At 62.3% G+C, this 25,592-nt stretch carries 23 protein-coding genes and 1 pseudogene; 15 read left to right on the forward strand and 9 right to left on the reverse strand.

The window, feature by feature from the left end; all coding sequences use genetic code 11:
* Positions 1-35: 35 nt before the first annotated feature.
* The 6 genes and pseudogenes from hemC (at position 36) to rsd (ending at position 5,549) form a co-directional block, all read left to right on the forward strand.
* Entirely contained in the window at positions 36-977 is a 942-nt protein-coding gene (gene hemC / locus J3P84_RS01300) for a hydroxymethylbilane synthase (RefSeq protein WP_434627170.1), read from the forward strand.
* 56 nt (positions 978-1,033) lie between these two features.
* Positions 1,034-1,672: pseudogene (locus J3P84_RS01305) on the forward strand (uroporphyrinogen-III synthase); the annotation flags it as partial.
* A gap of 84 nt (positions 1,673-1,756) precedes the next feature.
* Positions 1,757-2,887, forward strand: coding sequence for a uroporphyrinogen-III C-methyltransferase (locus J3P84_RS01310; RefSeq protein ID WP_434574331.1), 1,131 nt, complete (start codon positions 1,757-1,759; stop codon positions 2,885-2,887).
* The gene (locus tag J3P84_RS01315) at positions 2,884-4,119 is read left to right on the forward strand and encodes a heme biosynthesis protein HemY (protein WP_434627172.1); all 1,236 of its coding nucleotides are present in this window, start codon (positions 2,884-2,886) and stop codon (positions 4,117-4,119) included. Before J3P84_RS01310 ends, J3P84_RS01315 begins: the two co-directional genes overlap by 4 nt.
* A 252-nt stretch (positions 4,120-4,371) precedes the next feature.
* A complete protein-coding gene (locus tag J3P84_RS01320; protein ID WP_434627174.1) occupies positions 4,372-4,926 on the forward strand; it encodes a disulfide bond formation protein B in 555 nt (184 codons plus the stop codon).
* A 164-nt stretch (positions 4,927-5,090) separates the two neighbouring features.
* Complete coding sequence (gene rsd, locus J3P84_RS01325; protein ID WP_305497980.1) at positions 5,091-5,549, forward strand: sigma D regulator; 459 nt, start codon at positions 5,091-5,093, stop codon at positions 5,547-5,549.
* Between the two features lie 57 nt (positions 5,550-5,606).
* Here rsd and J3P84_RS01330 read toward each other — a convergent pair whose 3' ends face one another.
* On the reverse strand, positions 5,607-6,272 hold the full coding sequence (locus tag J3P84_RS01330) for an FKBP-type peptidyl-prolyl cis-trans isomerase (RefSeq protein ID WP_434627176.1): 666 nt from the start codon (positions 6,270-6,272) through the stop codon (positions 5,607-5,609).
* Between the two features lie 193 nt (positions 6,273-6,465).
* Between J3P84_RS01330 and J3P84_RS01335 the strand changes: the two genes are divergently transcribed.
* The gene (locus J3P84_RS01335) at positions 6,466-7,596 is read left to right on the forward strand and encodes an AlgP family protein (protein WP_434627178.1); all 1,131 of its coding nucleotides are present in this window, start codon (positions 6,466-6,468) and stop codon (positions 7,594-7,596) included.
* Here the strand turns inward: J3P84_RS01335 and J3P84_RS01340 are convergent.
* The gene (locus tag J3P84_RS01340; RefSeq protein WP_434627180.1) at positions 7,593-8,057 is read right to left on the reverse strand and encodes a TIGR02444 family protein; all 465 of its coding nucleotides are present in this window, start codon (positions 8,055-8,057) and stop codon (positions 7,593-7,595) included. The two genes, J3P84_RS01335 and J3P84_RS01340, sit on opposite strands and share 4 nt — an antisense overlap.
* Positions 8,058-8,107: 50 nt before the next feature.
* Here J3P84_RS01340 and J3P84_RS01345 point away from each other — a divergent pair, with 50 nt between their 5' ends.
* From J3P84_RS01345 to rhtB, 3 genes are all read left to right on the forward strand, one after another.
* Complete coding sequence (locus J3P84_RS01345; RefSeq protein ID WP_434627182.1) at positions 8,108-10,018, forward strand: ATP-binding cassette domain-containing protein; 1,911 nt, start codon at positions 8,108-8,110, stop codon at positions 10,016-10,018.
* Complete coding sequence (locus tag J3P84_RS01350) at positions 10,018-10,599, forward strand: mechanosensitive ion channel family protein (RefSeq protein ID WP_305497985.1); 582 nt, start codon at positions 10,018-10,020, stop codon at positions 10,597-10,599. The genes J3P84_RS01345 and J3P84_RS01350 overlap by 1 nt, the downstream gene beginning before the upstream one ends.
* A 94-nt stretch (positions 10,600-10,693) precedes the next feature.
* The gene (rhtB, locus tag J3P84_RS01355) at positions 10,694-11,326 is read left to right on the forward strand and encodes a homoserine/homoserine lactone efflux protein (RefSeq protein ID WP_305497986.1); all 633 of its coding nucleotides are present in this window, start codon (positions 10,694-10,696) and stop codon (positions 11,324-11,326) included.
* Positions 11,327-11,466: 140 nt separating this feature from the next.
* On the opposite strand, the gene J3P84_RS01360 is transcribed toward rhtB, so the two are convergent.
* From J3P84_RS01360 to J3P84_RS01375, 4 genes are all read right to left on the reverse strand, one after another.
* Positions 11,467-12,210, reverse strand: a complete 744-nt coding sequence (locus J3P84_RS01360) for a penicillin-binding protein activator LpoB (RefSeq protein ID WP_434627185.1) — start codon at positions 12,208-12,210, stop codon at positions 11,467-11,469.
* 3 nt (positions 12,211-12,213) lie between these two features.
* On the reverse strand, positions 12,214-12,801 hold the full coding sequence (gene lpoB, locus J3P84_RS01365; RefSeq protein WP_305497989.1) for a penicillin-binding protein activator LpoB: 588 nt from the start codon (positions 12,799-12,801) through the stop codon (positions 12,214-12,216).
* A gap of 98 nt (positions 12,802-12,899) precedes the next feature.
* Positions 12,900-13,271: a DUF1425 domain-containing protein gene (locus J3P84_RS01370; protein ID WP_434627189.1), complete on the reverse strand. Its 372-nt coding sequence runs from the start codon at positions 13,269-13,271 to the stop codon at positions 12,900-12,902.
* A gap of 18 nt (positions 13,272-13,289) precedes the next feature.
* Positions 13,290-14,684 (reverse strand): COG3014 family protein, encoded by a 1,395-nt coding sequence (locus tag J3P84_RS01375; protein ID WP_434570992.1) that lies wholly within the window; start codon positions 14,682-14,684, stop codon positions 13,290-13,292.
* 313 nt (positions 14,685-14,997) lie between these two features.
* Here J3P84_RS01375 and J3P84_RS01380 point away from each other — a divergent pair, with 313 nt between their 5' ends.
* Positions 14,998-16,896 (forward strand): FTR1 family protein, encoded by a 1,899-nt coding sequence (locus J3P84_RS01380; RefSeq protein ID WP_434627191.1) that lies wholly within the window; start codon positions 14,998-15,000, stop codon positions 16,894-16,896.
* Between the two features lie 110 nt (positions 16,897-17,006).
* Complete coding sequence (locus J3P84_RS01385; protein WP_434627193.1) at positions 17,007-17,462, forward strand: YaiI/YqxD family protein; 456 nt, start codon at positions 17,007-17,009, stop codon at positions 17,460-17,462.
* A gap of 119 nt (positions 17,463-17,581) precedes the next feature.
* Here J3P84_RS01385 and elbB read toward each other — a convergent pair whose 3' ends face one another.
* Positions 17,582-18,250 (reverse strand): isoprenoid biosynthesis glyoxalase ElbB, encoded by a 669-nt coding sequence (gene elbB, locus J3P84_RS01390; RefSeq protein WP_434570998.1) that lies wholly within the window; start codon positions 18,248-18,250, stop codon positions 17,582-17,584.
* A 122-nt stretch (positions 18,251-18,372) separates the two neighbouring features.
* Here elbB and J3P84_RS01395 point away from each other — a divergent pair, with 122 nt between their 5' ends.
* Positions 18,373-19,608, forward strand: coding sequence for a sterol desaturase family protein (locus J3P84_RS01395; RefSeq protein ID WP_434627196.1), 1,236 nt, complete (start codon positions 18,373-18,375; stop codon positions 19,606-19,608).
* Here J3P84_RS01395 and J3P84_RS01400 read toward each other — a convergent pair.
* Entirely contained in the window at positions 19,589-20,212 is a 624-nt protein-coding gene (locus J3P84_RS01400) for a DedA family protein (RefSeq protein WP_305498000.1), read from the reverse strand. The two genes, J3P84_RS01395 and J3P84_RS01400, sit on opposite strands and share 20 nt — an antisense overlap.
* A 204-nt stretch (positions 20,213-20,416) precedes the next feature.
* Between J3P84_RS01400 and hemB the strand changes: the two genes are divergently transcribed.
* Positions 20,417-21,430: a porphobilinogen synthase gene (gene hemB / locus J3P84_RS01405; protein WP_434571002.1), complete on the forward strand. Its 1,014-nt coding sequence runs from the start codon at positions 20,417-20,419 to the stop codon at positions 21,428-21,430.
* 17 nt (positions 21,431-21,447) lie between these two features.
* Complete coding sequence (gene ppk1, locus J3P84_RS01410) at positions 21,448-23,664, forward strand: polyphosphate kinase 1 (RefSeq protein ID WP_434602202.1); 2,217 nt, start codon at positions 21,448-21,450, stop codon at positions 23,662-23,664.
* 183 nt (positions 23,665-23,847) lie between these two features.
* On the opposite strand, the gene ppx is transcribed toward ppk1, so the two are convergent.
* Positions 23,848-25,350 (reverse strand): exopolyphosphatase, encoded by a 1,503-nt coding sequence (ppx, locus tag J3P84_RS01415; RefSeq protein ID WP_434627199.1) that lies wholly within the window; start codon positions 25,348-25,350, stop codon positions 23,848-23,850.
* Between the last annotated feature and the right edge of the window lie 242 nt (positions 25,351-25,592).

Here is a 25,592-nt window from a genome sequence, read left to right on the forward strand (position 1 = left end):
ATTATCTGCCGTATCTTTTAAGTACGGATTGATCCATGTCCCCTCGCGAGATCCGCATCGCCACCCGTAAAAGCGCCTTGGCTCTCTGGCAGGCCGAGTACGTCAAAACCCGCCTGGAAGCGGCCCACCCTGGCCTGATCGTATCGCTGGTGCCGATGGTCAGTCGCGGTGACAAACTGCTCGATTCGCCACTGTCGAAGATTGGTGGCAAGGGCCTGTTCGTCAAGGAGCTGGAAACCGCCCTGCTGGACAACGAAGCCGACATCGCCGTGCATTCGATGAAAGATGTGCCCATGGACTTCCCGGAAGGCCTGGGCCTTTTTTGCATCTGCGAGCGGGAAGACCCGCGTGATGCGTTTGTCTCCAACAGCTTTTCCAGTCTTGAAGCATTGCCCCCGGGAAGTGTGGTCGGCACTTCCAGCCTGCGTCGCCAGGCGCAGTTGCTGGCGCGGCGTCCGGACCTGCAGATCCGCTTCCTGCGCGGCAACGTCAACACGCGCCTGGCCAAGCTCGATGCTGGCGAATACGACGCGATCATCCTCGCCGCCGCCGGCCTGATCCGGCTCGGGTTTGAAGATCGCATCACCTCGGCCATCAGCGTCGATGACAGCCTGCCGGCCGGTGGGCAGGGCGCGGTGGGCATCGAATGCCGTAGCGCCGACAGCGAAATCCATGCGCTGCTGGCGCCGCTGCACCACGACGACACCGCCACGCGGGTCTTCGCCGAGCGCGCCCTGAACAAGCATCTGAACGGCGGATGCCAAGTGCCGATTGCCTGCTACGCCGTGCTCGAAGGCGAGCAGGTCTGGCTGCGTGGCCTGGTGGGCGATCCCAGCGGCGGCCAACTGCTCAGCGCCCAGGCCCGAGCACCGCGCCGCGATGCCGAGGCGCTGGGCGTGCGGGTGGCCGAAGACCTGCTGAGCCAGGGCGCCGATGACATCCTCAAGAAAGTCTACGGCGAGGCTGGCCACGCGTGACGGGCTGGCGGCTGCTGCTGACCCGGCCGACGGACGAATCGGCGGCCCTGGCGGCTGTGCTGGCGGATGCGGAAATCTACAGCAGCAGCCTGCCGCTGCTGGATATCGAGCCGGTCCCGGTGACCGAGTCCGGGCAGGCGATCCTCCGTGAATTGAATCAGTATTGCGCCGTGATCGTGGTCAGCAAGCCCGCCGCGCGCTTGTGCGTGGAGCTGCTGCGTCAGTATTGGCCGCAACCTCCGGATTTGCCATGGTTCAGCGTGGGCACCGCTACCGGACAGATTCTTGCCGATGCCGGCCTCAGCGTGTTTTATCCCGATAACGGCGACGACAGCGAAGCCTTGCTTGAGCTCGGGGCGTTGCGCCAGGTGCTCGACCGGCCCGATCCCCGTGTCTTGATCGTCCGTGGTGAGGGTGGGCGCGGCTTGCTGGCAGAGCGTTTGCGCGAGCAAGGTGCTAGTGTCGACTATCTGGAGCTGTACCGGCGCGGCCTGCCGCAATACGCCGAGGGCGAACTGCCGGCCAGGGTCGAAGCGGAACGCTTGAACGCGCTGGTGGTCAGCAGTGGGCAGAGCTTCGAGCATCTGCGCCGGCTCGCCGGTGAAGCGTGGCCCGCCCTGGCGCGGCTGCCGTTGTTCGTTCCAAGCCCCAGGGTCGCCGACATGGCGCGTGCCGCCGGGGCCCGGACAGTTATTGATTGCCGTGGCGCCAGCGCCGCGGCTTTGCTGGCGGCATTACGGGAACAATCCGTGCCGTTTTCCAATGCAAAGGATGGATACGTGAGCGAAACAGCCTTGCCAAAAGATCAGGACCAGCCAGCGCTCGATGCGCCGCTTGAAACGGCGCCGCCGATAGCACCGCGTCGCGGCAACGGGCTGGCGATTGTCGCGTTGTTGTTGGGGGCTGCCGGCGTCGCCGTGGGTGGCTGGGGTGTATGGCAAGTGCGTCATCTGCAAGCCAACACCCAGCAGCAATCCGCGCAGGTCCAGTCGCTCAATGACCAGGCCCAGGGCCTCAAGCTCAATGAGCAACGCCTGAGCGCGCGCCTGGAGCAATTGCCTCCGGCCGAAGAACTGGAGGAGCGCCGCCGCCAGGTTGCCCAGTTGCAAGGCGACCAGCAGCGTCTCAACCAGCGCCTGGAAACCGTGCTGGGTGCCAGCCGCAAGGACTGGCGCCTGGCCGAAGCCGAGCATTTGTTGCGCCTGGCCAGCCTGCGTCTTTCCGCCCTGCAGGACATCAGCAGTGCCCAGGCACTGGTACAGGGCGCCGATGAAATCCTGCGCGAGCAGAACGACCCGGGCTCGTTCGCTGCCCGCGAACAATTGGCCAAGACCCTCGCTGCGCTGCGCAGCACCGAGCAGCCGGATCGCACCGGGCTGTTCCTGCAACTGGGTGCCTTGCGTGACCAGGTGCTGCAGCTGACCGAGCTTGCGCCCGAATACAAGGATCGTGGCGAGTCGCTGCTGGGGCTGACGAGTGACGGCGATGGTGCCAGTCGCTGGGCGCAGTGGTGGGACCGGATCTCGCGTTATATCCGCATCGATTTCAATGCCGATGAAAACGTCCGTCCACTTCTGGCCGGACAGAGCCTGGTCCAGGTGCGCCTGGCCTTGAGCCTGGCGCTGGAGCAGGCGCAATGGGCCGCGCTCAATGGGCAGGCGGCGGTGTACACCCAGGCGCTGGCCGAAGCGCGTGACGTGCTCAGGAACAACTTCAACCAGGACAACCCGCAAAGCAAGATCATGCTCGAGCGGGTTGGCGAGTTGAGCAAGTTGCCGGTGACAGTGGTCACGCCGGACCTGACCGGCACTCTGAGCGCCGTCCAGGCCTACCTCGAGCGCCGCAACCTGAATGCTGAAGACTCGGTCAAGCCGCTGCCCAAGGCGGGCGGGCAGGAGACCGCGCCATGAAACGTCTCTACGTGATTCTGTTCGTGGTCATCGCGGCCGCAGCCTTGCTGGGCGTGGCGATTTCCGAGCATTCGGGTTACGTGCTGGTGGCGTACAAGAGCTTCCGCTACGAAGCCGGCCTGTGGGTCACCCTCGCACTGATCGCGGTGATCTGGCTGTTGTGGCGCGCAGTGTTTGCTCTGGTCGGGCTGGTAACCACGTCCACTGGCGTGGTCAACCCGTGGTCGCGACGCAACCGGAGTCGTCGCGTACAAGTTGCAATCGAACATGGCCAGTTGGACCTGGCCGAAGGCCGTTGGGCCAGCGCCCAGCGGCATCTTCACCGCGCCGCCGAAGCCGAGCGCCAGCCCTTGTTGTATTACCTCGGCGCCGCCCGCGCGGCCAATGAACAAGGCCTCTATGAGCAAAGCGACAGTCTGCTTGAGCGCGCTCTGGAGCGGCAGCCCCAGGCCGAGCTGGCCATCGCGCTGACTCACGCCCAGTTGCAGACGGACCGGGGTGACACCGACGGTGCGTTGAGCACGCTGCAAGCCATGCATGAACGCCATCCTCACAATGCCCAGACCCTGCGTCAGTTGCAGCGCTTGCACCAGCAGCGCGGTGATTGGTCGGCGGTGATCCGGCTGTTGCCGGAGCTGCGCAAGGACAAGGTCCTGCCGCCCGCCGAACTGGCTGAGCTGGAACGGCGGGCCTGGGGTGAAAACCTCACCTTGGCTGCCCATCGCGAAGCTGACGGAAGCGTCGGCTTGCAATCGCTCGATCGGGCCTGGCAACAGCTCACCTCAGCCCAACGCCAGGAACCGGCAATGGTGCTCGCCTATGCCGAGCAACTTCGTCAGCTGGGCGCCCAGGCGCAGGCTGAGGAGGTATTGCGGGTTGCGCTCAAGCGTCACTACGACAGCCACCTGGCGCGTTTGTACGGACTGGTTCGCGGCGCTGACCCGAGCCGCCAGTTGCAAGCGGCCGAGGGCTGGCTCAAGGAGCATCCGAATGACCCGAGCCTGCTCCTGACGCTGGGGCGTCTGTGCTTGCAAAACAGCTTGTGGGGCAAGGCGCGGGATTATCTCGAAAGCAGCCTGCGCATCCAGCGCAACCCTGAGGCTTGTGCCGAACTGGCCCGCTTGCTGGCGCAACTGGGCGATGCGGAGCGCAGCAACCAGTTATTTCAAGAGGGGCTGGGGCTGCTGGACGAGCGCTTGCTGGCGGCACCCTTGCCGGTTCCGAGCACTTGAATTACTAATGAATCATCCTGGCGAGGAAGCTTGCTTCCTTGCCGCATTTCCATCCCGTCGAAGGTGAATTGGGTCCGTTATGCGGCCGCTGAAGCTCTCTTCAGTAAAATCCTACAGCCTGTTGCGCCAAGTCTCGTGGTGCTTGTCGGGTATTCCTTACATCTTTGACGAAGTCTCCGCAACGCCTCGTCTTGAAAGGTCCGAGGGCTTTCCTCTACCGTAACCGCTTGTCTTTTCTGTTACGGAACCGCCATGTCTTTGGCCAGCTCTCGCTCTCTGTTTCTCCTGGCTTCCATCGCCGCGGCTCTGGTTTTGGGGATCACGTTTTACCTGGAATATGCGGTCGGTCTGACCCCGTGCAGCCTGTGCATTTTGCAGCGGTTATGCCTGACGCTGTTCCTGATGACCTGTCTTGCCGCTTGCGTGCATGGCCCGGCTCTGAGAGGTAGCGTTGTGTATGCGGCGGTGGGCGTGGTCTTCGTCTCGGGAGGGCTGGCGCTGGCGTGGTATCACGTCCTTGCGCAGAGCGATTCGATCGAGCTGTTGCCCGACTGCCTCGCCAAGCTCAGGGGCGCCGATTTGTGGTGGCACGCCATGCATCGCGCGCTTGACGGAGCGATCGATTGCACGAGCGTCTCCTGGACGCTGTTTCGTCTGAGCATCCCTGAATGGAGCCTGCTGTTTTTTATCGCGCTCTTCATCTCGATGACTTATCTGCTGCTGCGCCTGGCCTGGAATGCCCTGGTGCCACCGCTCGGCGACGAGACGTCGCAGTTGGTCCGAAGGCTGGATCAAACACTTGTATGAACTTTATAGCCTGCGTACCTTGAAGCAGTTGTCGTGCGGGCATAATCTGGCCGGCACGTATCATTGGAATCATACCACTCGATCTGGTTGTGTCTGGCTCGTTCCTGGTCATCCAGGTGTGCTCCAGACTGCGAGGGGTGTGACTCAGAAGGGAAGAAATCACCATGCTCGAAAGTTGTCAGAATGCTCAGGAACGCTGGGGTGGGGTGCATCTGCTGATCGACCGCTGGTTGCAGGAGCGTCATGAACTGGTTCGAGCCTATGATGCTCTTGGCGACAAGCCTGAAGCACTGAGTGAAAGTCGCAAGCCTTTGCAGGAATTTTGCGGTGTGCTGGTGGACTATGTGTCGGCCGGTCATTTCGAGATCTACGAGCAACTGACGGGCGAGGCCAAGGCCTTCAATGACAAACGCGGCCTGGAACTGGCCGATACGATTTATCCGCGCATCGATGTCATCACCGAGAAGCTGTTGGCCTTCAATGACCTCTGTGATGAAGGTAAATGCGTAGCGGAAAAATTCAAGGAACTGGGCGGTTTGTTGCATGAGCGTTTCGAGCTGGAGGATTGCCTGATCGAGGTGCTGCACAACGCCCACAAGGAAGAGGCTACCGCCCAGGCTTGAGGGGTTGGCGGTGACAGGAAACGGTGCGCTTTGCGCGCCGTTTTTCGTTTAACGGCTTCAGGTCGTTGCGCCCAGCAATTCAATTTCGAACACCAGCGGCGTGAAGGGTGGAATCACGTCCCCGGCACCTTCGGCGCCATAGGCCAAGGCCGAAGGAATCACCAATCGCCACTTCGCGCCCACCGGCATCTGCGGCAGTGCGCTGCGCCACCCATCAATCACGCTGTCAAGATTGAACCACTGCGCCTGATGGTTGGAATCGAACACGGTGCCGTCCGGCAATTGACCGACATACCGCACCTGGACCTTGCCGTGGGGGCCGGCCTTCGCGCCGCTGCCCGGCTTGAGTTCGGTCAGCAGGATGCCGTCCGACAATTGCTGGACGCCCGGCCGGCCTTTTTCCTCATCGAGAAATTTCCGCTCGCTCTTCAGCGCCATTTGCGTTTGCGGCGTGGACGACTGCGCCAGGAGTTGCGCCTGATGTTCGGCCAGTATCCGTTCGATGCGTTCATCTGCCAGGGCCAACGGTTTACCCAGATAGGCCTGCTGCAGGCCTTCGACCAAGGCCTGGATCTCCAGGTCCGGCACGTCCTGACGCAGGCGCTCGCCCAGGCTGGCGCCGAGGCTGTAGGCCAGGTCGCGACCGTCGTTGGCGTCGGATTTTTCAGCGGCCTGAGCCAGGGAGAAAACCATGCAAAGAAATAAAAAAAGGTGACGCGACATGTGTACGTTCTCCGCCCTCGATTTTAGGGATTATGCCAGTGTCGATAACGCTCGAAGCGATTTGTCCTGGCAGTGCTGCAGACTATTTTTTGCCTCGTGCAACGCAACGCCTTGTGTAGTGTCAACATGCCCTAGCGGCGGTTGCAGCAGAGGTCTAGTATGAGCCGCACTCACGTCAGTCAGGAGGTAAACCATGTCGGCCACCAAGAAGCCTGTAAACACTCCGTTGCACTTGCTCCAACAATTGTCGGGCAGCTTGCTCGAGCATCTGGAAAATGCCTGCTCCCAAGCTCTGGCTGATGCTGAAAAACTGCTCGCCAAGCTGGAAAAACAACGCGGCAAGGCGCAGGAAAAACTGCACAAGTCGCGAACCAAGCTGCAAGACGCGGCAACCGCCGGCAAGGCCAAGGCACAAACCAAGGCCAAGGATGCCGTGAAGGAACTCGAAGACCTGCTCGATGCCTTGAAGGATCGTCAATCCGAAACCCGCGCCTACATCCTGCAACTCAAGCGTGATGCCCAGGAAAGCCTGAAGCTGGCCCAAGGTGTCGGTCGCGTTCAAGAAGCCGCCGGCAAGGCGCTGAGCCTTCGCGCGGCCAAGCCTGCCGCTGTATCGGCCAAGAAGCCAGCGGCTAAACCTGTCGCGGCAAAAACTGCGGCCAAGGCGCCCGTCAAGCCAGTCGCCAAAGTTGCCAGCAAGCCTGCTGCCAAACCTGCCGTGAAACCAGTCGCTGCCAGCGCTGCGAAACCTGTGGCGAAAAAACCGGCCGTGAAAGCAGCTGCCAAGCCTGCCGTCAAAGCTGCTGCTGCCAAGCCTGTTGCCGCCAAACCAGCCGCAAAAGTTGCCGCCAAGCCTGCCGCTAAAACCGCTGCTGCCAAACCCGCTGCGACGAAGACCGCCGCTGCCAAGCCTGCTGCGAAAGCGGCGGCCAAACCTGCTGCCGCGAAGCCGGCCGCCAAGGCTGCCGCTGCCAAACCCGCTGCCGCCAAGCCTGCTGTCAAATCGGCGGCCAAGCCGGTTGCTGCTGCCAAGGCTCCCGTCAAAGCACCTGTAAAGGCCGTGGCAAAACCCGCAGCAGCCAAACCAGCCGCCAAGCCGGCAACGGTCAAGCCGGCCGCTGCAAAACCTGCAGCCAAACCCGCTGCGAAGCCTGCCGTGAAAAAGCCTGCTGCTGCAAAACCGGTGACGGCTCCGGTTGCCAAGCCTGCCGCGCCAGCACCAGCGACCACAGTGACGCCTGCGCCAACGACCAGCACGCCGGCGCCAGCGGTGAACCCAAGCGTAACCACCGCGCCGAGTACTACTCCGCCCCGCGCTTCCTAAGGGGTGACTGCCGCGACGCGCAGCCGATGCAGCGCGTCGCGGTTGGTTTGGCCGGCATTCGCCACCAGCCTCTGCAGCCACTGCGCTGTCGCTTCATCCTGGCCCTTGGGCCAGCCCCCTGCCGTGGTTTCCAGCCGCTCCAGCAATTGTCGTTCGGCTTCCAGCTCCAGTTTCTTGATCTGTTCGCGCAGGCTACCCAGCCCGGCGTCCTGGCGGGCGAGGTCTTTCCATTGTGTGCGCAACGTCCGCAATGGCTGGACGACGGCTGCGTCCCAGGGGCCGGCCACGTGCCTAAGTTGCTGCAACCTCTGCTCATCACAGGTTACCCCGCGTTGTTCCAGCCACAGCCCGCAAAGCACCAGACAGACGTTCGCGCCTTCTGCCTGCAACGCCAGGCACGCCGCTTCCACGCCAGGCCTGGCATAAAGGTTGATCGAAAAGCTCCACAGATCAGAGGACATCGTGCTACTCGCGCCAGTTGCGAGCGAAGCTGGTAGACTCCGCCGCCATTATGATTCGACTTCAGAACCTGACTTTACAGCGTGGCCCGCAACGTCTGCTAGAAGACGCCGAGCTGACCCTGCACGCCGGCCACAAAGCTGGCCTCATCGGTGCCAACGGCGCCGGCAAATCGAGCCTGTTCGCTTTGCTGCGCGGCGAGTTGCACCCGGACTCCGGCGATTGCTTCCTGCCGGCGGATTGGCGCATCGCCCACATGCGTCAGGAGGTCGATACACTCGAGCGCCTGGCCGTGGATTATGTGCTCGATGGCGACCTGCGTCTGCGTGAGGTGCAGCGCGATCTCGCCGCGGCCGAAGCCGCCCATGACGGTGCCGCCCAGGCGCGCCTGCACTCGGAACTCGACAGTGCCGACGGCTACACTGCGGACGCCCGGGCACGTAAATTGTTGGCCGGCCTGGGCTTTACCAACGAACAGATGGATCGCCAGGTCGGCGACTTCTCAGGTGGCTGGCGGATGCGCCTGAACCTGGCGCAGGCCCTGATGTGCCCGTCGGACCTGTTGCTGCTCGACGAGCCGACCAACCACCTGGATCTGGACGCGATCATCTGGCTCGAAGAGTGGCTCAAGAGTTACCCCGGTACACTGCTGCTGATTTCCCACGACCGCGACTTCCTCGACGCCGTGGTGGATCACGTAGCCCATGTCGACCAGCGCAAGCTCACCTTGTACCGCGGCGGCTACAGTGCCTTCGAGCGTGCCCGTGCCGAACGTCTGGCCCAGCAACAGCAGGCCTACGAGAAGCAACAGGCGCAACGTGCGCACATGGAAAGCTACATTGCCCGCTTCAAGGCCCAGGCTACCAAGGCCCGCCAGGCCCAGAGCCGGATCAAGGCGCTGGAGCGGATGGAAGAACTGTCGGCGGCCCACGTCGACTCACCATTCGATTTTGTCTTCCGCGAATCGAGCAAGATCTCCAGTCCGCTGATCGACCTGTCCGACGCGCGCCTGGGCTACGGCGACAAGACCGTGCTGGAGAAGGTCAAGCTGCAACTGACCCCAGGCGCGCGGATCGGTCTGCTGGGGCCCAACGGTGCCGGTAAGTCGACCCTGATCAAGAACCTCTCTGGCGAGCTCCAGCCCTTGGCCGGACGCCTGACGCGCGGCGAAAACACGGTGGTCGGCTACTTCGCCCAGCATCAGTTGGACTCGCTCGATGCCAAGGCCAGCCCACTGTTGCATCTGCAACGCCTGGCGCCGACCGAACGTGAACAGACTCTGCGCGATTTCCTCGGTGGTTTCGACTTTCGCGGCGCGCGTATCGACGAGCCGGTGCTGAATTTCTCCGGTGGCGAGAAGGCGCGCCTGGCGCTGGCGTTGATCGCCTGGGACCGGCCGAACCTGTTGCTGCTCGACGAGCCGACCAACCACCTGGACCTGGAGATGCGCCTGGCCCTGACCATGGCCTTGCAAGAGTTCAGCGGCGCGGTGCTGGTGGTCTCCCACGACCGGCATTTGCTCAAGAGCACCACGGACAACTTCTTCCTGGTGGCCGACGGCAAGGTCGAGGAGTTCGATGGCGATCTCGAAGACTATGCGCGCTGGCTGGTGGAATATCGCCAGCGCAACGCACCGGTCAGCAGCACCCCGGTGAACCCGGACAAAACCGACAAGAAGGCCCAGCGCCAGGCCGCGGCAGCGTTGCGTCAGCAGTTGGCGCCGCACAAGCGCGAGGCCGACAAGCTCGAAGCCGAGTTGGGCAAACTGCATGAAAAGCTGCAGAAAATCGAAACCAGCCTTGGCGACAGCGGTCTCTACGAGGCAGCGCGCAAGGACGAGCTGCGTGATCTGCTGGCTGAACAGGCCAGGCTGAAAGTTCGAGAAGCGGAACTTGAGGAGGCGTGGATGCAAGCCCTGGAGTTGCTGGAAAACCTGCAAGCGGAGCTGGAGGCGTTGTCCTGATGGAAGCGTTGTCCCTGCCTATACCCGTCATGTGGATCGAGCCGATCTGGCTCGGTGTGCAAATCCTGCTGATTCTGTTGGTCGGTTATGTTGCCCAGCGTGTCGTCGCGCGCTTCCTCACCGGGCTCGGTGAACGTTACCCACTGCCGCCCCAATTGGTGATCATCCTGCGCGGTGTGCTGCGCTGGCTGATCATGGGCAGCGCGGTACTGGTGGCGCTCGAACGCCTCGGCGTCTCGGCTACGGTGCTGTGGACCGCGCTGTCTGGGTTCGTTGCCGTTGCGGCGGTGGCGTTCTTCGCCATCTGGAGCGTGCTGTCGAACCTGCTCTGCGCCATTCTGATCTACACCGTCGGCCCGTTCCGACTGGGTGACGTGGTCGAGCTGGTCGAGGCCACCGACAAGCCTGGCATCAAGGGGCGGGTGGTGGCGATCAACCTGCTCTACACCACCTTGATCGAACCCGAGGAACTCGGTACCGGCAGCTCCATGGTGCAGGTGCCCAACAGTCTGTTCTTCCAGCGTTCGGTCCGGCGCTGGCGCGGCAGCGAAGCGTTTCCGGTCGGCGGTTTCGTCGAGTAGTCCGATCCCTGGGCGGGTTATGAAAAAAACGGTGGTTATCCGCACGACGGCGCATTAGCTTATTCGTTTCGACGGAACTGAGCCGAGGTGTGCGATGTTGCTGGAAACGTGGCTGGCGTTCTTCGCCGCCTGCTGGGTCATCAGCCTTTCGCCGGGCGCCGGTGCCATTGCATCGATGTCCAGCGGTCTGCAATACGGTTTCTGGCGTGGCTACTGGAACGCCCTGGGCCTGCAATTGGGCCTGGCGTTGCAGATCGTGATTGTCGCCGCCGGTGTTGGCGCGATTCTCACCGCGTCAGCTACCGCCTTCTACGCAATCAAGTGGTTCGGCGTGGCGTACCTGGTCTATCTGGGCGTCAAGCAATGGCGGGCCATTCCCGCAGACCTTAGCGACGACGCGGCGGTGCGCCCCATCGGCAAACCCCTGGCCTTGGTGTTTCGCGGTTTCCTGGTGAACATCAGCAACCCCAAGGCGCTGGTATTCATGCTCGCGGTGCTGCCGCAGTTCATCGATCCTCATGCCCCGTTGGTCAAGCAATACCTGATCCTGGGCGTGACCATGATCTGCGTCGACCTCATTGTCATGGCCGGGTACACCGGGCTGGCATCCAAGGTCTTGCGCCTGTTGCGTACCCCGAAACAGCAACGGCGGATGAACCGGACCTTCGCCGGGCTGTTCATCGGCGCGGCAGGTCTGCTGGCGACGATTCGCAGGGCTGCGGTGTAGTTACCGTGGCGAAGGCGAGCTCTTGTGGCGAGGGAGCTTGCTCCCGCTGGGCTGCGTAGCAGCCCCAAAAGAGGCGGTCGCTACGCAACCGAGCGGGAGCAAGCTCCCTCGCCACGAAAGCACTTACCTGGCAATGCGCTTCAGCGCAGGATTACCGGCGCGGTATCCCTCGGCAGGTTATTGCGCTGCACCGGCTCGCCAGGCTGTTCATGGCTCGGGCCACCGAGCTGCTCGCTCAACTGCCGCGCCACGTCTTCACCCAACGCCTTGGACACTTCGCGCACGACCCGTGGGCGATTGAGGCTGATACGCACGTCCCGGTGGTTCAACAGCTTGGTGTCCTGGCCCTCGCCCATGGCGGTGAAGGCCGAGGTGATTTCATAGGTCTTGGTGTTGATCAGGCTGAAATCCGCCACCAGCGACAGTGCGAGCACCGCCGAGTAGCTGTCGGCAGTGCCCAGCTCGTTGATGTCCCGAGTGAAATCGATGTCCGACACGGTGCCGAACAGCACATAGTCGGCGCCCTTGAAATGCCCGGCCTTGATTCGCTTGATCACGTCATAGACATCGCCCGTGGACGATGCGGTGTGCGGCGTGCCCTGCACCAGCTGGAACATACCGCTGCGCAGGATCTCGCCCTTGATGTCGCCAGTGAACTTGCGCAGTTCGCCTTGCTCGATGTAGCTGCTGGTCGCTTCCATCTCTTCGTAGCTCGACGACGCGCTGACGCTGTACGGGTTCGCCTGGAAGTTGCTCTGGGCCGAAACGGTGTGGATGTATTCTTCCACGCGTTGCTGGTACGCCAGGTCAGTCACTGCGACTCTTGGGGCCGCCTGCGCACCGAATGCGCAGGCCAGGGCCATGATGCCGATCCATGTACGCATGGCTTAACGCTCCGTGGTCTTGCGGATTTCTTTCTCGTCCATCCATTCGGCCAGACCGCTTTCGACATCGATCAGTTGCAGGCTGAATTTGTAGAAGACGTCCTTGTAGTCTTCGCTGCGCTTGACGATCGAGCTGATGGAACCCTCGATGCGGTACTTGGCGGCGATCATGTTGCCGGTCTTGGCCACTGTGCTTTTTTTGTACAGACCGCTCTGGTTCTGCAGCTTGAGCTGGTCGACCTGGCTGTCCATGGCATTGTTGTCACTGGCAAAGCGTGCCGCGCCGGTTTTCATCAGTTGGGTCTTGATGCTGGTAGTGATCTCGCGAGTATCGATGTACTCGCTGGTCTTGTTCTTCACGTCGTAGACCTGCACCACCGGACGGCCCTGCAGGATGCCGGACTGGGCGAGGGAGCGGGTCATGGACTCGGCGATCATCTGCAGGTCGGTGGAACCGAATTCGTTGGTGACGGTTTCCACGGCCTTGGTGTCGCCATAGCTGATGTTCTTGTTGCCCAGGACCGGCGAGTTGTTGGCGCAGCCGCTGACCAGCAGGGCGGCGAGGGCGAGGGAGGAGATGCGTAGGAACATTTAGGTGCTCTCTAAAGGAATAAATGAATTAGTCGCAGTGCCAACCAGGGCAGGCCGTGCCACGGGGCTGGTGCTGACCTGATCGACTGGAACAGGGCTCAAGGGGTATTGATTTCCAAACGGAAGTCCACGGCCTTGGGCGTCGGTGCGATGGCCGGCAGGAAGCGGGTCTGTTCGCCATACAGCGTCAGGGTTTTCCAGCTTTCCTCTTCGGCGATCGGGAAGCCTTCCGGTCCCAGCCAGGCGAAGCGGTAATACATCGTCTTGTTATTGAAACTGGTGTTGCTCAACTGCACGTTGACGGTCATGTAGCCGTTTTCGCGGGCGACGCGCATGGCGCCGACCACGATGTTTTTTGTCTTGCCCATCGCCACGACCTTGCTGGCGGCAGTGCCCTGCTCCGGTGGTGGTGGGGTGGCGCAACCGGCCAGCAAGGCCAGGGCGCCGACGGCGATCAGTTTTAAACGCATGTGAACAAGACTCCGTTCTTAAGGTTGCTTGAGGGCGATGGCGGTCGGGTTGGCGCTCGGGATCACCTGGGCCGCGAGGCCGCCGGCGAAGACCTGGCTGCCCACCGCCCGCAGGCTGATGACCTGGTAACGCTGATCAACCTTGACCTTGACCACCGAGCCGCCTACCGCGCTTGGCAGGGTGACCTGGTGTTCGCCCTTCTTCAGGCGCAGGCGCACCACTTGGGTGTAGTCCGGCAAGGTGCGCCAGGTCCGGGTGTCGGCGCCTTCGAGCACGGCCGAGGTGATGCCCACGGCCAGGCCGGCCAGCGGGTTGGTTTCGTTGATCTGTTTCTGTGCGACGCCACGGGTGATGGCCCGCACGGTCGTGCGCAGGATGATCCCCGGCATGTCGTCGCGCAGGGCCCGGCGCGACATGGCGGTGGTGCTGTTGAGCTGGGTCAGGTCCAACTGGCGGCCGTCGACGCCGATCTGGGCGAAGGTCGCGGTGGAGGTGTCCGGCTTGATCAGCGGGAAGGACAGTGGCGTGATGACCACATTGCCGCTGATCGGCAAGGGCAGCGGGATTCGCATCGAGTCACGGGATGGCGCCAGGCCGCTCTGCACCACAATCAGGACGTCACTGTCGTCGTCCTTCGCGGCAGGCTTGTCGAGGTTGAGCAGCGCCTGTTCCAGCAGCGGGGTGTTGGGGCGCAGTTCGGCGGCCTTGCGATAACCCGGCGCGGCCAGATCTTTCTCGCCCAGGGCTTCGTAGACGAAACCTGCCAGGTAATGGCTGAACGCGCTCTGGTAACTGTTTTTCAGGCTGACCACTTCAGGGGCGTCAAGGCTGGCGACCGGATAACCCTTGAGGTCCTTGTATTCGGTCTTGACCCCCTGTTTCTCGGCGTCTTCCTCGCGCTTGAGGTATTCCTTGTCGCGCAGGTCGGCGATCACGGCTTCGCGCTCGTGGGTCTTCTTGATCTGCATCCGTGCGCCGTCGAAGTCATTCACCGCCAGCAGGTTCAACGCCATCTGAGTGGTGAGCATGACCTTTTCATAGTCATAACCCTCATAGCGCCGGACTTTGTCGTTGACCAGGAAACTGCCGAACTGCGCAACGTACTTGGCGGTATCGAGCTTGACGGCGTCTTCCCACTGCCCGACTTGCTGGTCGGCGCTGGTCCAGGCGGTCTGGCTGCCGGACAGGTCGCCCTTGGCACGCAGCAGCTCACCCTTTTCGAAGAAATAGAGCAGGTCTTTGTCTTTGCTGGTGTTGTTTTTTTCCAGCAGGGTCAATGCCGCGTCGACGTTGCCCGAGGCCAGTTGCTGATTGGTCTGGGCCAGTTCGCTGTCGTAGTTGCGAAACGCCGAGCAGCCGGACAGCAAGGTGATCGCGCCGAGGGCGACCGAGAAAAGAGCACGGGATGCCATGAACACTTCTTCCCTGAGTATCAGCCGGGGGGTGCGGGTCGGGCTGGGGCGATCCACGGACAGGCGCTTTTGCGCCGTCGGTTCCTCAAGTCCAGAGGAGCTTTTATGCCTTCTTCTAATAAGTAGGCGGCGCATTATAAGCAGTGGATTTGCTTATGTAGTGGCTTTTTAGTTTCTAAATGATGTTTTTGTGATGTCATCTTCAAAGCATGAAGATCCGATGAAAATGCTTGGCCGGAACACATCGGTGCTTGAGCCAAGCGCATTGGAAGTGAACAATGTGTTACTTCTTATTTCCAATCGAGAGTCATTCATGACTGCCCCGTTTCGTTTTCTGGCCTGGATTGCGCTGCCGATGCTTGCGCTTTGCAGTGCCGATCTGCTGGCTGACACTGTTGAAGGCGCGCCCCAGGCGCTGCACTTGCTGGATTACATCGGGGCGGATTACCCGGCGACCGTCGACGCGGGGAAGGTCATCGACGATGCCGAATATCGCGAGCAACTGGAATTCACTCAAGTGCTGGAAGGGCTGGTCGCCGCGCTGCCAGGCAAGCCGGAGAAAGCTGAGCTGACGCAAGGCATCGGTACGTTGCGCAGTGCGATCAGCCAGCGCCAGGACGGCGCTGACGTGGCCCGTCTGGCGCGGCAGCTGGGGGCCAGGCTGGCCGTAGCCTATGAGGTCAGCCAGGCGCCGGTGATCACGCCGGACCCGACGCGCGGGGCGCCGTTGTATGCCCAGAACTGCTCGGTGTGCCATGGTGACAGCGGTGCCGGCGACGGTCCGGCGGGTGTCGGCCTGGAGCCGCCGCCCTCGAACCTGCGCGATGGGCAGCGCCTGGATCGCCTGAGCCTCTACGCGATCTACAACGCCCTGGGCATGGGCGTCGAAGGCACCGATATGCCGGCCTTCGCCGATCAGCTCGACGACCGTCAACGCTGGGACCTGGCGACCTACATCACCAGCTTCAGCGCCGACCCGGCTGCGGCCAAGGGCGAGCAGACCTTCAACCTCGCCGACCTGGCCCGCCAGACCCCGGCCGAAGTCCTCGCCGCCCAGGGGCCCGCGGCAGCGGCGACGTTCCGCGCCCAGCGCGCCCAGCCACCGCAGGTGCAGCGCGGCCCGGCGCAGTTGCTTGACTACACCGCCGCTACCCTGGACAAGAGCATCGCGGCGTATCGCACAGGTGACCACGACCAGGCCTACGACTTGTCGGTGGCGGCGTACCTGGAAGGCTTCGAGCTGGTGGAGAGCTCACTGGACAATGTCGACGCCAACGTGCGTAAAGATACCGAGAAGGCCTTGATGGCCTACCGTCAGTCCTTGCAGGACGGTTTGCCGGTCGAGCAGGCCGAGCAACGCCTGGACGCGGCCAAGGCCAAGTTGAAAGAGTCCGCCGGCCTGCTCGGTGGCGATGGCTTGAGCTGGTCGCTGAGCTACATTTCAGGCTTGCTGATCCTGCTGCGCGAAGGCCTGGAAGCGATCCTGGTCCTGGCGGCGATCCTGGCGTTCTTGCGCAACACTGGCCAGCAGTCGGCGGTCCGCAGCGTCAACGTTGGCTGGGGCCTGGCGCTGCTGGCCGGCCTGGCGACCTGGGCGCTCGCCGCATACGTAATCGATGTCAGTGGCGCGCAGCGTGAATTGCTCGAAGGCGCGACGGCGTTGTTCGCCAGCGTGATGGTGCTGTGGTTGGGTGTGTGGATGCACGACCGGCGCCACGCAGCGGCCTGGCAGGATTACATCAAGAGCAGCCTGGTCGGCGGCGGAGGCCGTTTCGGTTTCGCGATCCTGGCATTTTTCTCGGTCTATCGAGAGCTGTTCGAGGTGATCCTGTTCTACGAAACCCTGTGGCTGCAGGCCGGCCCGGCCGGCCATGACGCGGTGTTGGCCGGTGGCGCGACGGCGCTGGTGCTGCTGGTGGGACTGGCCTGGGTGATCTTGCGCGGCTCGGCGAAATTGCCGCTGGCGCTGTTCTTCAGCATCAACGCCGGTTTGCTGTGTGCGTTGTCGGTGGTATTTGCCGGTCATGGCGTGAAGGCCTTGCAGGAAGCCGGAATCTTCGGCACGCGGCCGGTGGCGTTCTTCGAGTTCGACTGGCTGGGCATCCATGCCGATGCTTATTCACTGGCGGCCCAGGCGGTAGCGATCATCGCGATCGTTGTGCTGTACGGGCGCAGCTGGGTGGCGGAGAAACGTCGGGTGCAGGTTTCCTGAAAAAGCATTCGCTGCGCTCATAATCGCGAGCAAGCTCGCTGCCACAGGAGGTAGGCTATCCATTGTGGGAGCGAGCCCGCTCGCGAAGCTCTTTGAAGAGGAATAACCCGATGCGTGTATGGATCGACGCCGACGCCTGCCCCAAGGCCGCTAAGGAACTGGTGGTCAAGTTCGCCTTGAAGCGCCAGTTTGAAGTAGTACTGGTGGCCGGGCAGCCGCAGATCAAGCCGGGCCTGGCTCTGGTGAAGCTGATCGTGGTGCCCAGCGGGCCTGATGCGGCGGATGATTATCTGGTGGAGCATGCCGTCCCGGGTGAACTGGTGATCTGCAGCGACGTGCCGCTGGCCGACCGCCTGGTAAAGAAAGGCGTCGCAGCCCTTGACCCGAGGGGCAAGGAGTTCGACGCGCAGAACATGGGCGATCGACTGGCGGTGCGCAACCTGTTTACCGATTTGCGGGAACAGGGCCACATGGGCGGTGGCCCGGCGGCGTACAGCGAGCGGGACAAGCAGGGATTTGCCAATGCGCTGGATCGGATATTGACGCGGTTGTCTCGAATCTCCTGAATGTGTCCGATTCCCTGTGGGAGCGAGCTTGCTCGCGATAGCGGTGTGTCAGTCAGCACTTATGCGACTGAGTTGACGCCATCGCGAGCAAGCTCGCTCCCACAGTTGATTGTGTGTGGTCACTCATCATTCTCGTGCGTCAGCTCCAGCACCCGGTCCACCAGCTTGTTGATCCCCGAAGCCGCTTCGCTGATGTTCTGCGCCAGCATGTAGGCGGGGGTGCTGACCAGCTTGCGCGCGGTGTCTTCGACGATATCGGTGACCAGGCACTCTTCATGAGTCCCGCCCATCTTGGTCACGGCAGCGGCGGTGTCGGCGTCCGTGCCGATGGTGCAGGTCACCCCAGGGCCGTAGATTTTCGCCGCCAGGGCCGGTGAGATGCAGATCAGCCCAACCGGCTTGCCGGCCTCGGCGAAGGCTTCGGTCAACGCCAGGACTTGCGGCTGGACGCTGCAACCGGCGCCTTCGACGGCAAAGTTGGAGAGGTTTTTCGCCGAGCCGAAGCCGCCGGGCACGATCAGCGCATCAAAGTCCTCGGCCCTGGCTTCGCGCAGGTCTTTCACATTTCCCCGGGCGATGCGCGCCGATTCCACCAACACGTTGCGGCTCTCGGGCATTTCCTCACCGGTCAGGTGATTGATGACATGCAATTGGGCGATGTTGGGGGCGAAACACTGGACCTGCGCGCCGCGCTGGTCGAGACGCAGCAAAGTGATCACGCTTTCGTGGATCTCTGCGCCGTCGTACACGCCACAGCCGGAAAGGATCACTGCAACTTTTTTGCTCATGGGCTTTTCTCCAGATTCATGGCGTTAAATGTCTACTAATTTGTCACTCGTTGCCATAGGGGGATCCGGCAGCTACACCTAATCTGCCAGCTCCTTCCTGCCTTGCATGCCCGGGTCGCGTCATGAATTTCATCCTGTATGCCGTGCCGTTTTTCTTCGTGTTGATTGCCGTCGAGTTGCTGGCCGATCGCTGGCGTGGCGTGAGCCACTATCGCCTGGCGGACGCGATCAACAGCCTGAGCACCGGTGTGCTGTCGACCACGACGGGGTTGTTGACCAAGGGCGTGGGCCTGGTGACCTATGCCTTTGCCCTGGAGCATCTGGCGGTCTTTCAATGGCCGACCGACCAGGTCTGGACCTGGGTATTCGCCTTTGTGCTCTATGACTTCTGCTACTACTGGCTGCACCGCTTGGGCCACGAGCGCAACATCCTCTGGGCCGCCCATTCGGTGCACCACCAGAGCGAGGACTACAACCTCTCCACGGCGTTGCGCCAGACCAGCAGCGGTTTCCTGCTGAGCTGGATCTTCTACCTGCCGCTGGCGGTGCTGGGCGTGCCGCTGCTGGTGTTCGTCAGTGTCGCGGCGTTGAACCTGCTGTATCAGTTCTGGGTGCATACCCAGCACATCCCCAAGCTCGGCTGGCTGGAGTGGTGCTTCGTCACGCCATCCAATCATCGTGCCCACCATGCACAGAACCCTCTCTACATGGATCGCAACTACGGCGGCGTGTTCATTATTTGGGACCGTCTGTTTGGCACCTTCCAGGAAGAGGACGACAACGAGCCGGTCATTTTCGGCGTGACCACGCCACTGGCGAGCTGGAATCCGTTGTGGGCCAATCTGCAATTCTATGCGCAACTGTGGGCCGATGCCCGGCGCGCCGAGCGCTGGTGGGACAAGCTGCGGATCTGGTTCATGCCCACCGGTTGGCGGCCAGCCGATGTGGCCGCCAGGTACCCGCTGAACAAGCCGGACCTGAGCCGGTTCCGCAAATTCGAAGTGCCCCTGGCCGGACGCCAACAAGGGTACGTGGCGCTGCAGTTTTGCTTCTACATCGCCCTGGGCAGTTATTTGATGAACCTGGAAAACAGCCTGCCGTCCACTGCCCTGGTGTTGGGGTGGGGAGCGGTAGCGTTGGGTCTGTTCGTGTTGGGCGCGGCTCTGGAGAATCGCCCGTGGGCGCTGAGGCTCGAGCTTTTGCGCCTGGCTGCGAACCTGCCGCTGGTGTGGCTGGCGCCGCTGGCCGGGTTATGGCCGGCCAGCCCGGTGGCCTGGGTTGGCTTGCTCAGCTACAGCCTGATCAGTGGCATCGGCTTGTACTGTTGCCGCAACCGTCTTACTCGCCTGGCGTCGTAGTTTCGGCGGACTTGGCTTGTTCGAGACGTTCTGCCGCAAGGACTTGCCTGGCCAGCCGAGCGTTCTTGATGCGTCGACGCAGCCATAGGCCCAAGCCCAGCACCAGCAGGGCGCCAAGTACCCACAGTTCGTATTTCTTGATGCTGCCCAGCATGCCTTCGAGCACCGCGCCAAAGTGGTACGCGGCGGCCGCCAGGGCCGTGGCCCAGATCGCCGCGCCGATACCGTTGAGCAGCAGGTAGCGACCCGGTGGATAGCCAGAGAGGCCGATCGCCACCGGCATCACCGTGCGCAAACCGTAGACGAAGCGAAAGCTCAGTACCCAGATGTCCGGATGGCGGCGGATGTGCTCCAGCGCGCGATCCCCCATCAACTGCCAGCGCGGCTTGCGCGCCAGGAGCTTGCGACCATGTTTGCGGCCCAGGAAGTACCACAGCTGATCGCCCGCGTAGCTGCCGCAAAATGCCACGACCACCACCAGGTTGATGTCCATATAGCCACGGAACGCCAGGAAGCCTGCGAGCACGAGGATGGTTTCGCCTTCGAAGAACGTGCCGATAAACAGGGCCAAGTAGCCGAAGTCATGCAGAAATTGTTGGAGCATTGTCTGGGTGCTGGCGAAATGAACGCGCAGCCTAACCCTTCAGACACATTCAGGAAAGTATCGAAATGTGTCTCGACGTGAACATTTCCTACAGAAGACAATCGCTGCGACTAGTGGTCGCGCTTCAGCACAACTGTCATGTGTTCGTCATAATGACCGCTTATAACTGTCACGCTCGCCCGTCTGCGGGCTCAGGAGTCTGCCGTGAGCTTTACCCCCGCCAATCGTCTGTTCCCCGCCACCCGTCTGCGCCGCAACCGCCGTGATGAGTTCTCCCGTCGGCTGGTGCGTGAAAATGTGCTGACCACCAATGACCTGATCCTGCCTGTGTTCGTGCTGGACGGGGAAAACCGCCGTGAAGCGGTGGCGTCGATGCCTGGCGTGGAGCGCCTGACCATCGACTTGCTGCTCGAAGCGGCGGCCGAGTGGGTGGAACTGGGTATCCCGGCGCTGGCGCTGTTCCCGGTCACCCCGCCAGCGCTCAAATCGCTGGACGCCGCCGAAGCCTGGAACCCCGAGGGTATTGCCCAGCGCGCGACCCGTGCCCTGCGCGCGCGCTTCCCGGAGCTCGGTGTGATTACCGATGTGGCGCTGGACCCGTTCACCACCCACGGTCAGGACGGCATTCTCGACGAAGAAGGCTACGTGCAGAACGACATCACCGTCGATGCGCTGGTCAGGCAAGCGTTGTCCCACGCCGAAGCGGGGGCCCAGGTCGTGGCGCCATCCGACATGATGGACGGTCGCATCCAGGCGATCCGCGAAGCCCTGGAAGTGGCCGGCCATGTCAACGTGCGCATCATGGCCTACTCGGCCAAGTACGCCAGCGCCTACTACGGTCCGTTCCGTGACGCGGTCGGCTCGGCCCTGAACCTGGGCAAGGCCAACAAGGCCTCCTATCAGATGGACCCGGCCAACACCCACGAAGCCTTGCACGAAGTGGCTGCCGACTTGTCAGAAGGCGCAGACATGGTCATGGTCAAGCCGGGGATGCCTTATCTCGACATTCTGTGCCGGGTAAAGGAAGAATTCAAAGTACCGACCTTTGTTTATCAGGTCAGCGGCGAGTATGCGATGCACATGGCCGCGATCCAGAACGGCTGGTTGAGCGAAGGGGTGATTCTCGAGTCCCTGACCGCTTTCAAACGTGCGGGTGCTGATGGCATCCTGACCTACTTTGCCGTGCGCGCCGCCCAATTGTTACGAGAGCAGAAATAGCCTCCCAGGAACTTGCGATGAATACCGAAGGACTCACAGAAGTTGCCGTAAAAGACGCCCAGCCCGTGGTCGAGCAAGCCGCCGAAACGCCGCCGGAGCTGGAGTCGGCTCCAGCGGCCGTGCCCGAGCCGGCCCCTGCTCCGGCGATCGCGATCACCAACCTGGATGACAGCAGCTTGTACATCCATCGCGAGCTGTCGCAACTGCAATTCAACATCCGCGTGCTGGAGCAGGCACTGGATGAGTCCTATCCACTGCTGGAGCGGCTGAAGTTTTTGCTGATCTTTTCCAGCAACCTGGACGAGTTCTTCGAGATTCGCGTCGCCGGCCTGAAAAAACAGATCACCTTCGCCCGCGAGCAGGCCGGTGCCGATGGTTTGCAACCGCACCAGGCCCTGGCGCGCATCAGCGAGCTGGTACACGGCCACGTTGACCGCCAGTACGCGATCCTCAACGACATCCTGCTGCCGGAGCTGGAAAAACATCAGGTCCGCTTCATCCGTCGCCGCTACTGGACGACCAAGCTCAAGACTTGGGTACGCCGTTACTTCCGCGACGAGATCGCCCCGATCATTACCCCGATCGGCCTCGACCCGACGCACCCGTTTCCATTGCTGGTAAACAAGAGCCTGAACTTCATCGTCGAGCTGGAAGGCATCGATGCCTTTGGTCGCGATTCCGGCCTGGCGATCATTCCGGCGCCGCGCCTGCTGCCGCGCATCATCCGCGTGCCGGAAGATGTCGGCGGGCCAGGCGACAACTATGTGTTCCTGTCGTCAATGATCCACGCCCATGCCGATGACCTGTTCCAGGGCATGAAGGTCAAGGGCTGCTATCAGTTCCGCCTGACCCGTAACGCCGACCTGTCGGTAGACACCGAGGACGTCGAAGACCTGGCCCGCGCCCTGCGCGGCGAGCTGTTCTCCCGCCGTTACGGCGATGCGGTGCGCCTGGAAGTGGCCGACACCTGTCCGAAACATCTGTCCGACTACTTGCTCAAGCAGTTCAACCTGCACGAGACCGAGCTGTATCAGGTCAATGGTCCGGTGAACCTGACGCGGCTGTTCAGCATCACCGGCCTGGACAGCCATCCGGAGCTGCAATACTCGCCCTTTACGCCGCAGATTCCGAAACTGCTGCAAAACAGCGAGAACATTTTCAGTGTGGTCAGCAAGCAGGACATCCTCCTGCTGCACCCCTTCGAGTCGTTCACGCCGGTGGTCGACTTGCTGCGCCAGGCCGCCAAGGATCCCCACGTATTGGCGGTGCGCCAGACGTTGTACCGCAGCGGCGCCAACTCGGAGATCGTCGACGCCCTGGTGGACGCGGCGCGAAACGGCAAGGAAGTCACCGCGGTGATCGAATTGCGCGCGCGTTTCGATGAAGAATCCAACCTGCAACTGGCCAGCCGCCTGCAAGCGGCCGGCGCGGTGGTGATCTACGGCGTGGTTGGCTACAAGACCCACGCCAAGATGATGCTCATCCTGCGGCGCGAGGCCGGCGAGATTGTGCGCTACGCGCACTTGGGCACCGGCAACTATCACGCCGCCAACGCTCGGCTGTATACCGACTACAGCCTGCTGACCTCGGATGATGCGCTGTGCGAGGACGTCGGCAAGCTGTTCAGCCAACTGATCGGCATGGGCAAGACGCTGCGCATGAAAAAATTGCTGCATGCGCCGTTCACCCTGAAAAAGGGCATGCTCGACATGATCGCCCGGGAAACCCAGTTCGCCCTGGACGGCAAGCCCGCGCACATCATCGCCAAATTCAACTCGCTGACTGATCCGAAGATCATTCGCGCGCTCTACAAGGCCAGCCAGTCGGGCGTGCGCATCGACCTGGTGGTACGCGGCATGTGCTGCCTGCGGCCTGGCATTCCGGGGGTGTCCCACAACATCCATGTGCGCTCGATCATCGGGCGCTTCCTGGAGCACACGCGGGTGTTCTATTTCCTCAATGGCGGCGAGGAGCAAATGTTCCTCTCCAGTGCCGACTGGATGGAGCGCAACCTCGACAAGCGTGTCGAGACCTGCTTCCCGGTGGAGGGCAAGAAGCTGATCCTGCGGGTCAAGAAGGAGCTGGAAAGCTACCTCACCGACAACACCCACAGTTGGAGCCTGCAGTCGGACGGTCGTTACATCCGCAACACGCCGACCGGCAACCAGAACCCGCGCAGTGCCCAGGCGACCTTGCTGGATCGGCTTAGCAGCCCGGTGTTGGCGGTTCGTTAACGCCTGGAGGCGGGATCGGCTTTTCGTGGCGAGGGAGCTTGCTCCCGCTGGGCTGCGCAGCAGCCCTGAAGCCATTCAGCTCGGTGTATCAGGAAAACTTCCATTTCAGGCAGATCCTGCGACTGCTGCGCATTCGAGCGGGAGCAAGCTCCCTCGCCACGGGGGAGCGTGCCGTGGCGCCGATCAGTGAATATTCAACACAATCCCGACCCGGGTCAGCCATTCCGCTTCCTGGGCGAAGTCGGCCTGGGTCAGTTGGTTTTCTTCCAGCCAGCCGTCCGGGAATATCACATCCAGTTGATCACCATTGGCATGCAGGGTTACCTGGGGCATTTCCTGGGTGCCGCGGATGTGGTGGAAGAGGATTGCGAAGCGCAACAGCACGCACAAGCGGATCAGCTTGATGCCGTCATCGCCGAACTCGGCGAATTTATCCTTGGGAATATTGCGCCGGTGACCACGCACCAGTAGCGCAAGCATCTGCTGGTCCTCGCGAGAGAAACCCGCCAGGTCCGAGTGCTCGATCAGGTAGGCGCCGTGCTTGTGGTAATGGTAGTGGGCGATGTCCAGGCCGACTTCGTGCACCTTGGCGGCCCAGCCCAGCAGTTCGCGCCAGACACCGTCGTTCAGGTCCCAGTCGTCGGCTACCTGGTCGAACGCGTGGAGGGCCTTGCGCTCGACCCGCGCCGCCTGTTCCTGATCGACGTGGTAACGCTCCATGAGCGAGCCGAGGGTGCGCTCGCGGACGTCTTCGTGATGATGGCGCCCCAGCAGGTCGTAGAGCACGCCCTCACGCAGGGCACCTTCGCAGTGATCCATGCGTTGCAGTTCGAGGGCGTCAAAAATCGCCTCGAGAATCGCCAGGCCCGCCGGGAAAATCGCCCGGCGATCAGGCTTGATACCTTCGAAGTCGATCTTGTCCGATTCGCCCAGCTTGAACACTTTGCGCTTGAGCCAGGCCAGGCCTTCGGCGTTGACCTCGCCACTGCCATGGCCGCCAGCCTTGAGTGCCAGGCCGATGGCGCGAATGGTGCCCGAGGAACCGATGGCTTCATCCCAGGTCAGGCGGTGCAGCGCGTGCTCGATGCTCATGATTTCCAGGCGCGCCGCCGTGTAGGCCTGGGCGTAGCGGGCCGGGGTGATCTTGCCGTCGCGGAAGTAGCGCTGAGTGAAGCTGACGCAACCCATCTGCAGGCTTTCGCGCAACAGTGGTTCGAAGCGCTGGCCGATGATGAATTCGGTACTGCCGCCGCCGATGTCCGCCACCAGGCGCTTGCCCGGGGTGTCCGCCAGGGTGTGGGAAACACCCAGGTAGATCAGGCGGGCCTCTTCACGGCCGGAGATGACTTCCACCGGATGGCCGAGGATCTCTTCGGCGCGCCGGATGAATTCGCCGCGGTTGCGCGCCTCGCGCAGGGCATTGGTGCCGACGATGCGCACCGCGCCCAGGGGCATGCCGTTGATCAGTTGGGCAAACCGTTTGAGGCAGTCGAGGCCGCGCTGGATGGATTCTTCGCTCAGTTGACGTTCTTCGTCGATACCGGCGGCCAGCTGGACCTTCTCGCCGAGTCGCTCAAGAATGCGGATTTCCCCGTTCTGGGCCTTGGCGACGACCATGTGAAAGCTGTTGGAGCCCAGGTCTATGGCAGCGATCAGGGACAGATTCTTGGCTTGGGATAGCGGCATGGTCAAAAAGTCTCGGTCGATAACCTTGCCATCCTGCCACGATCGATCGCTTACGCCAACGCGCCTGATCCAAACCCTTGACCTGGAGCAGCTTGGCTTGGCTTCTGTGGCGAGGGAGCTTGCTCCCGCTGGGCTGCGCAGCTGCCCCAAATGAATCAACCCGATACATCAGGAATAAACCGGCTGGCAGGGCCTGCGACTGCTGCGCAGTCGAGCGGGAGCAAGCTCCCTCGCCACAGAAG

It is taken from the genome of Pseudomonas sp. Z1-29, assembly GCF_051131995.1.
Taxonomy (GTDB): Bacteria; Pseudomonadota; Gammaproteobacteria; order Pseudomonadales; family Pseudomonadaceae; genus Aquipseudomonas.

What these genes read in the sequence shown, in the direction of transcription:
- ppk1 (WP_434602202.1), top strand. Translation starts at nt 21,448, where the DNA reads ATGAATACCGAAGGACTCACAGAAGTTGCCGTAAAAGACGCCCAGCCC.
- J3P84_RS01375 (WP_434570992.1), bottom strand. Translation starts at nt 14,684, where the DNA reads ATGGCATCCCGTGCTCTTTTCTCGGTCGCCCTCGGCGCGATCACCTTG.
- elbB (WP_434570998.1), bottom strand. Translation starts at nt 18,250, where the DNA reads ATGAGCAAAAAAGTTGCAGTGATCCTTTCCGGCTGTGGCGTGTACGAC.
- J3P84_RS01345 (WP_434627182.1), top strand. Translation starts at nt 8,108, where the DNA reads ATGATTCGACTTCAGAACCTGACTTTACAGCGTGGCCCGCAACGTCTG.
- rhtB (WP_305497986.1), top strand. Translation starts at nt 10,694, where the DNA reads ATGTTGCTGGAAACGTGGCTGGCGTTCTTCGCCGCCTGCTGGGTCATC.
- J3P84_RS01380 (WP_434627191.1), top strand. Translation starts at nt 14,998, where the DNA reads ATGACTGCCCCGTTTCGTTTTCTGGCCTGGATTGCGCTGCCGATGCTT.
- J3P84_RS01360 (WP_434627185.1), bottom strand. Translation starts at nt 12,210, where the DNA reads ATGCGTACATGGATCGGCATCATGGCCCTGGCCTGCGCATTCGGTGCG.
- J3P84_RS01350 (WP_305497985.1), top strand. Translation starts at nt 10,018, where the DNA reads ATGGAAGCGTTGTCCCTGCCTATACCCGTCATGTGGATCGAGCCGATC.
- J3P84_RS01315 (WP_434627172.1), top strand. Translation starts at nt 2,884, where the DNA reads ATGAAACGTCTCTACGTGATTCTGTTCGTGGTCATCGCGGCCGCAGCC.
- hemC (WP_434627170.1), top strand. Translation starts at nt 36, where the DNA reads ATGTCCCCTCGCGAGATCCGCATCGCCACCCGTAAAAGCGCCTTGGCT.
- ppx (WP_434627199.1), bottom strand. Translation starts at nt 25,350, where the DNA reads ATGCCGCTATCCCAAGCCAAGAATCTGTCCCTGATCGCTGCCATAGAC.
- J3P84_RS01340 (WP_434627180.1), bottom strand. Translation starts at nt 8,057, where the DNA reads ATGTCCTCTGATCTGTGGAGCTTTTCGATCAACCTTTATGCCAGGCCT.
- J3P84_RS01370 (WP_434627189.1), bottom strand. Translation starts at nt 13,271, where the DNA reads ATGCGTTTAAAACTGATCGCCGTCGGCGCCCTGGCCTTGCTGGCCGGT.
- J3P84_RS01400 (WP_305498000.1), bottom strand. Translation starts at nt 20,212, where the DNA reads ATGCTCCAACAATTTCTGCATGACTTCGGCTACTTGGCCCTGTTTATC.
- J3P84_RS01320 (WP_434627174.1), top strand. Translation starts at nt 4,372, where the DNA reads ATGTCTTTGGCCAGCTCTCGCTCTCTGTTTCTCCTGGCTTCCATCGCC.
- lpoB (WP_305497989.1), bottom strand. Translation starts at nt 12,801, where the DNA reads ATGTTCCTACGCATCTCCTCCCTCGCCCTCGCCGCCCTGCTGGTCAGC.
- J3P84_RS01395 (WP_434627196.1), top strand. Translation starts at nt 18,373, where the DNA reads ATGAATTTCATCCTGTATGCCGTGCCGTTTTTCTTCGTGTTGATTGCC.
- J3P84_RS01335 (WP_434627178.1), top strand. Translation starts at nt 6,466, where the DNA reads ATGTCGGCCACCAAGAAGCCTGTAAACACTCCGTTGCACTTGCTCCAA.
- rsd (WP_305497980.1), top strand. Translation starts at nt 5,091, where the DNA reads ATGCTCGAAAGTTGTCAGAATGCTCAGGAACGCTGGGGTGGGGTGCAT.
- J3P84_RS01385 (WP_434627193.1), top strand. Translation starts at nt 17,007, where the DNA reads ATGCGTGTATGGATCGACGCCGACGCCTGCCCCAAGGCCGCTAAGGAA.
- J3P84_RS01330 (WP_434627176.1), bottom strand. Translation starts at nt 6,272, where the DNA reads ATGTCGCGTCACCTTTTTTTATTTCTTTGCATGGTTTTCTCCCTGGCT.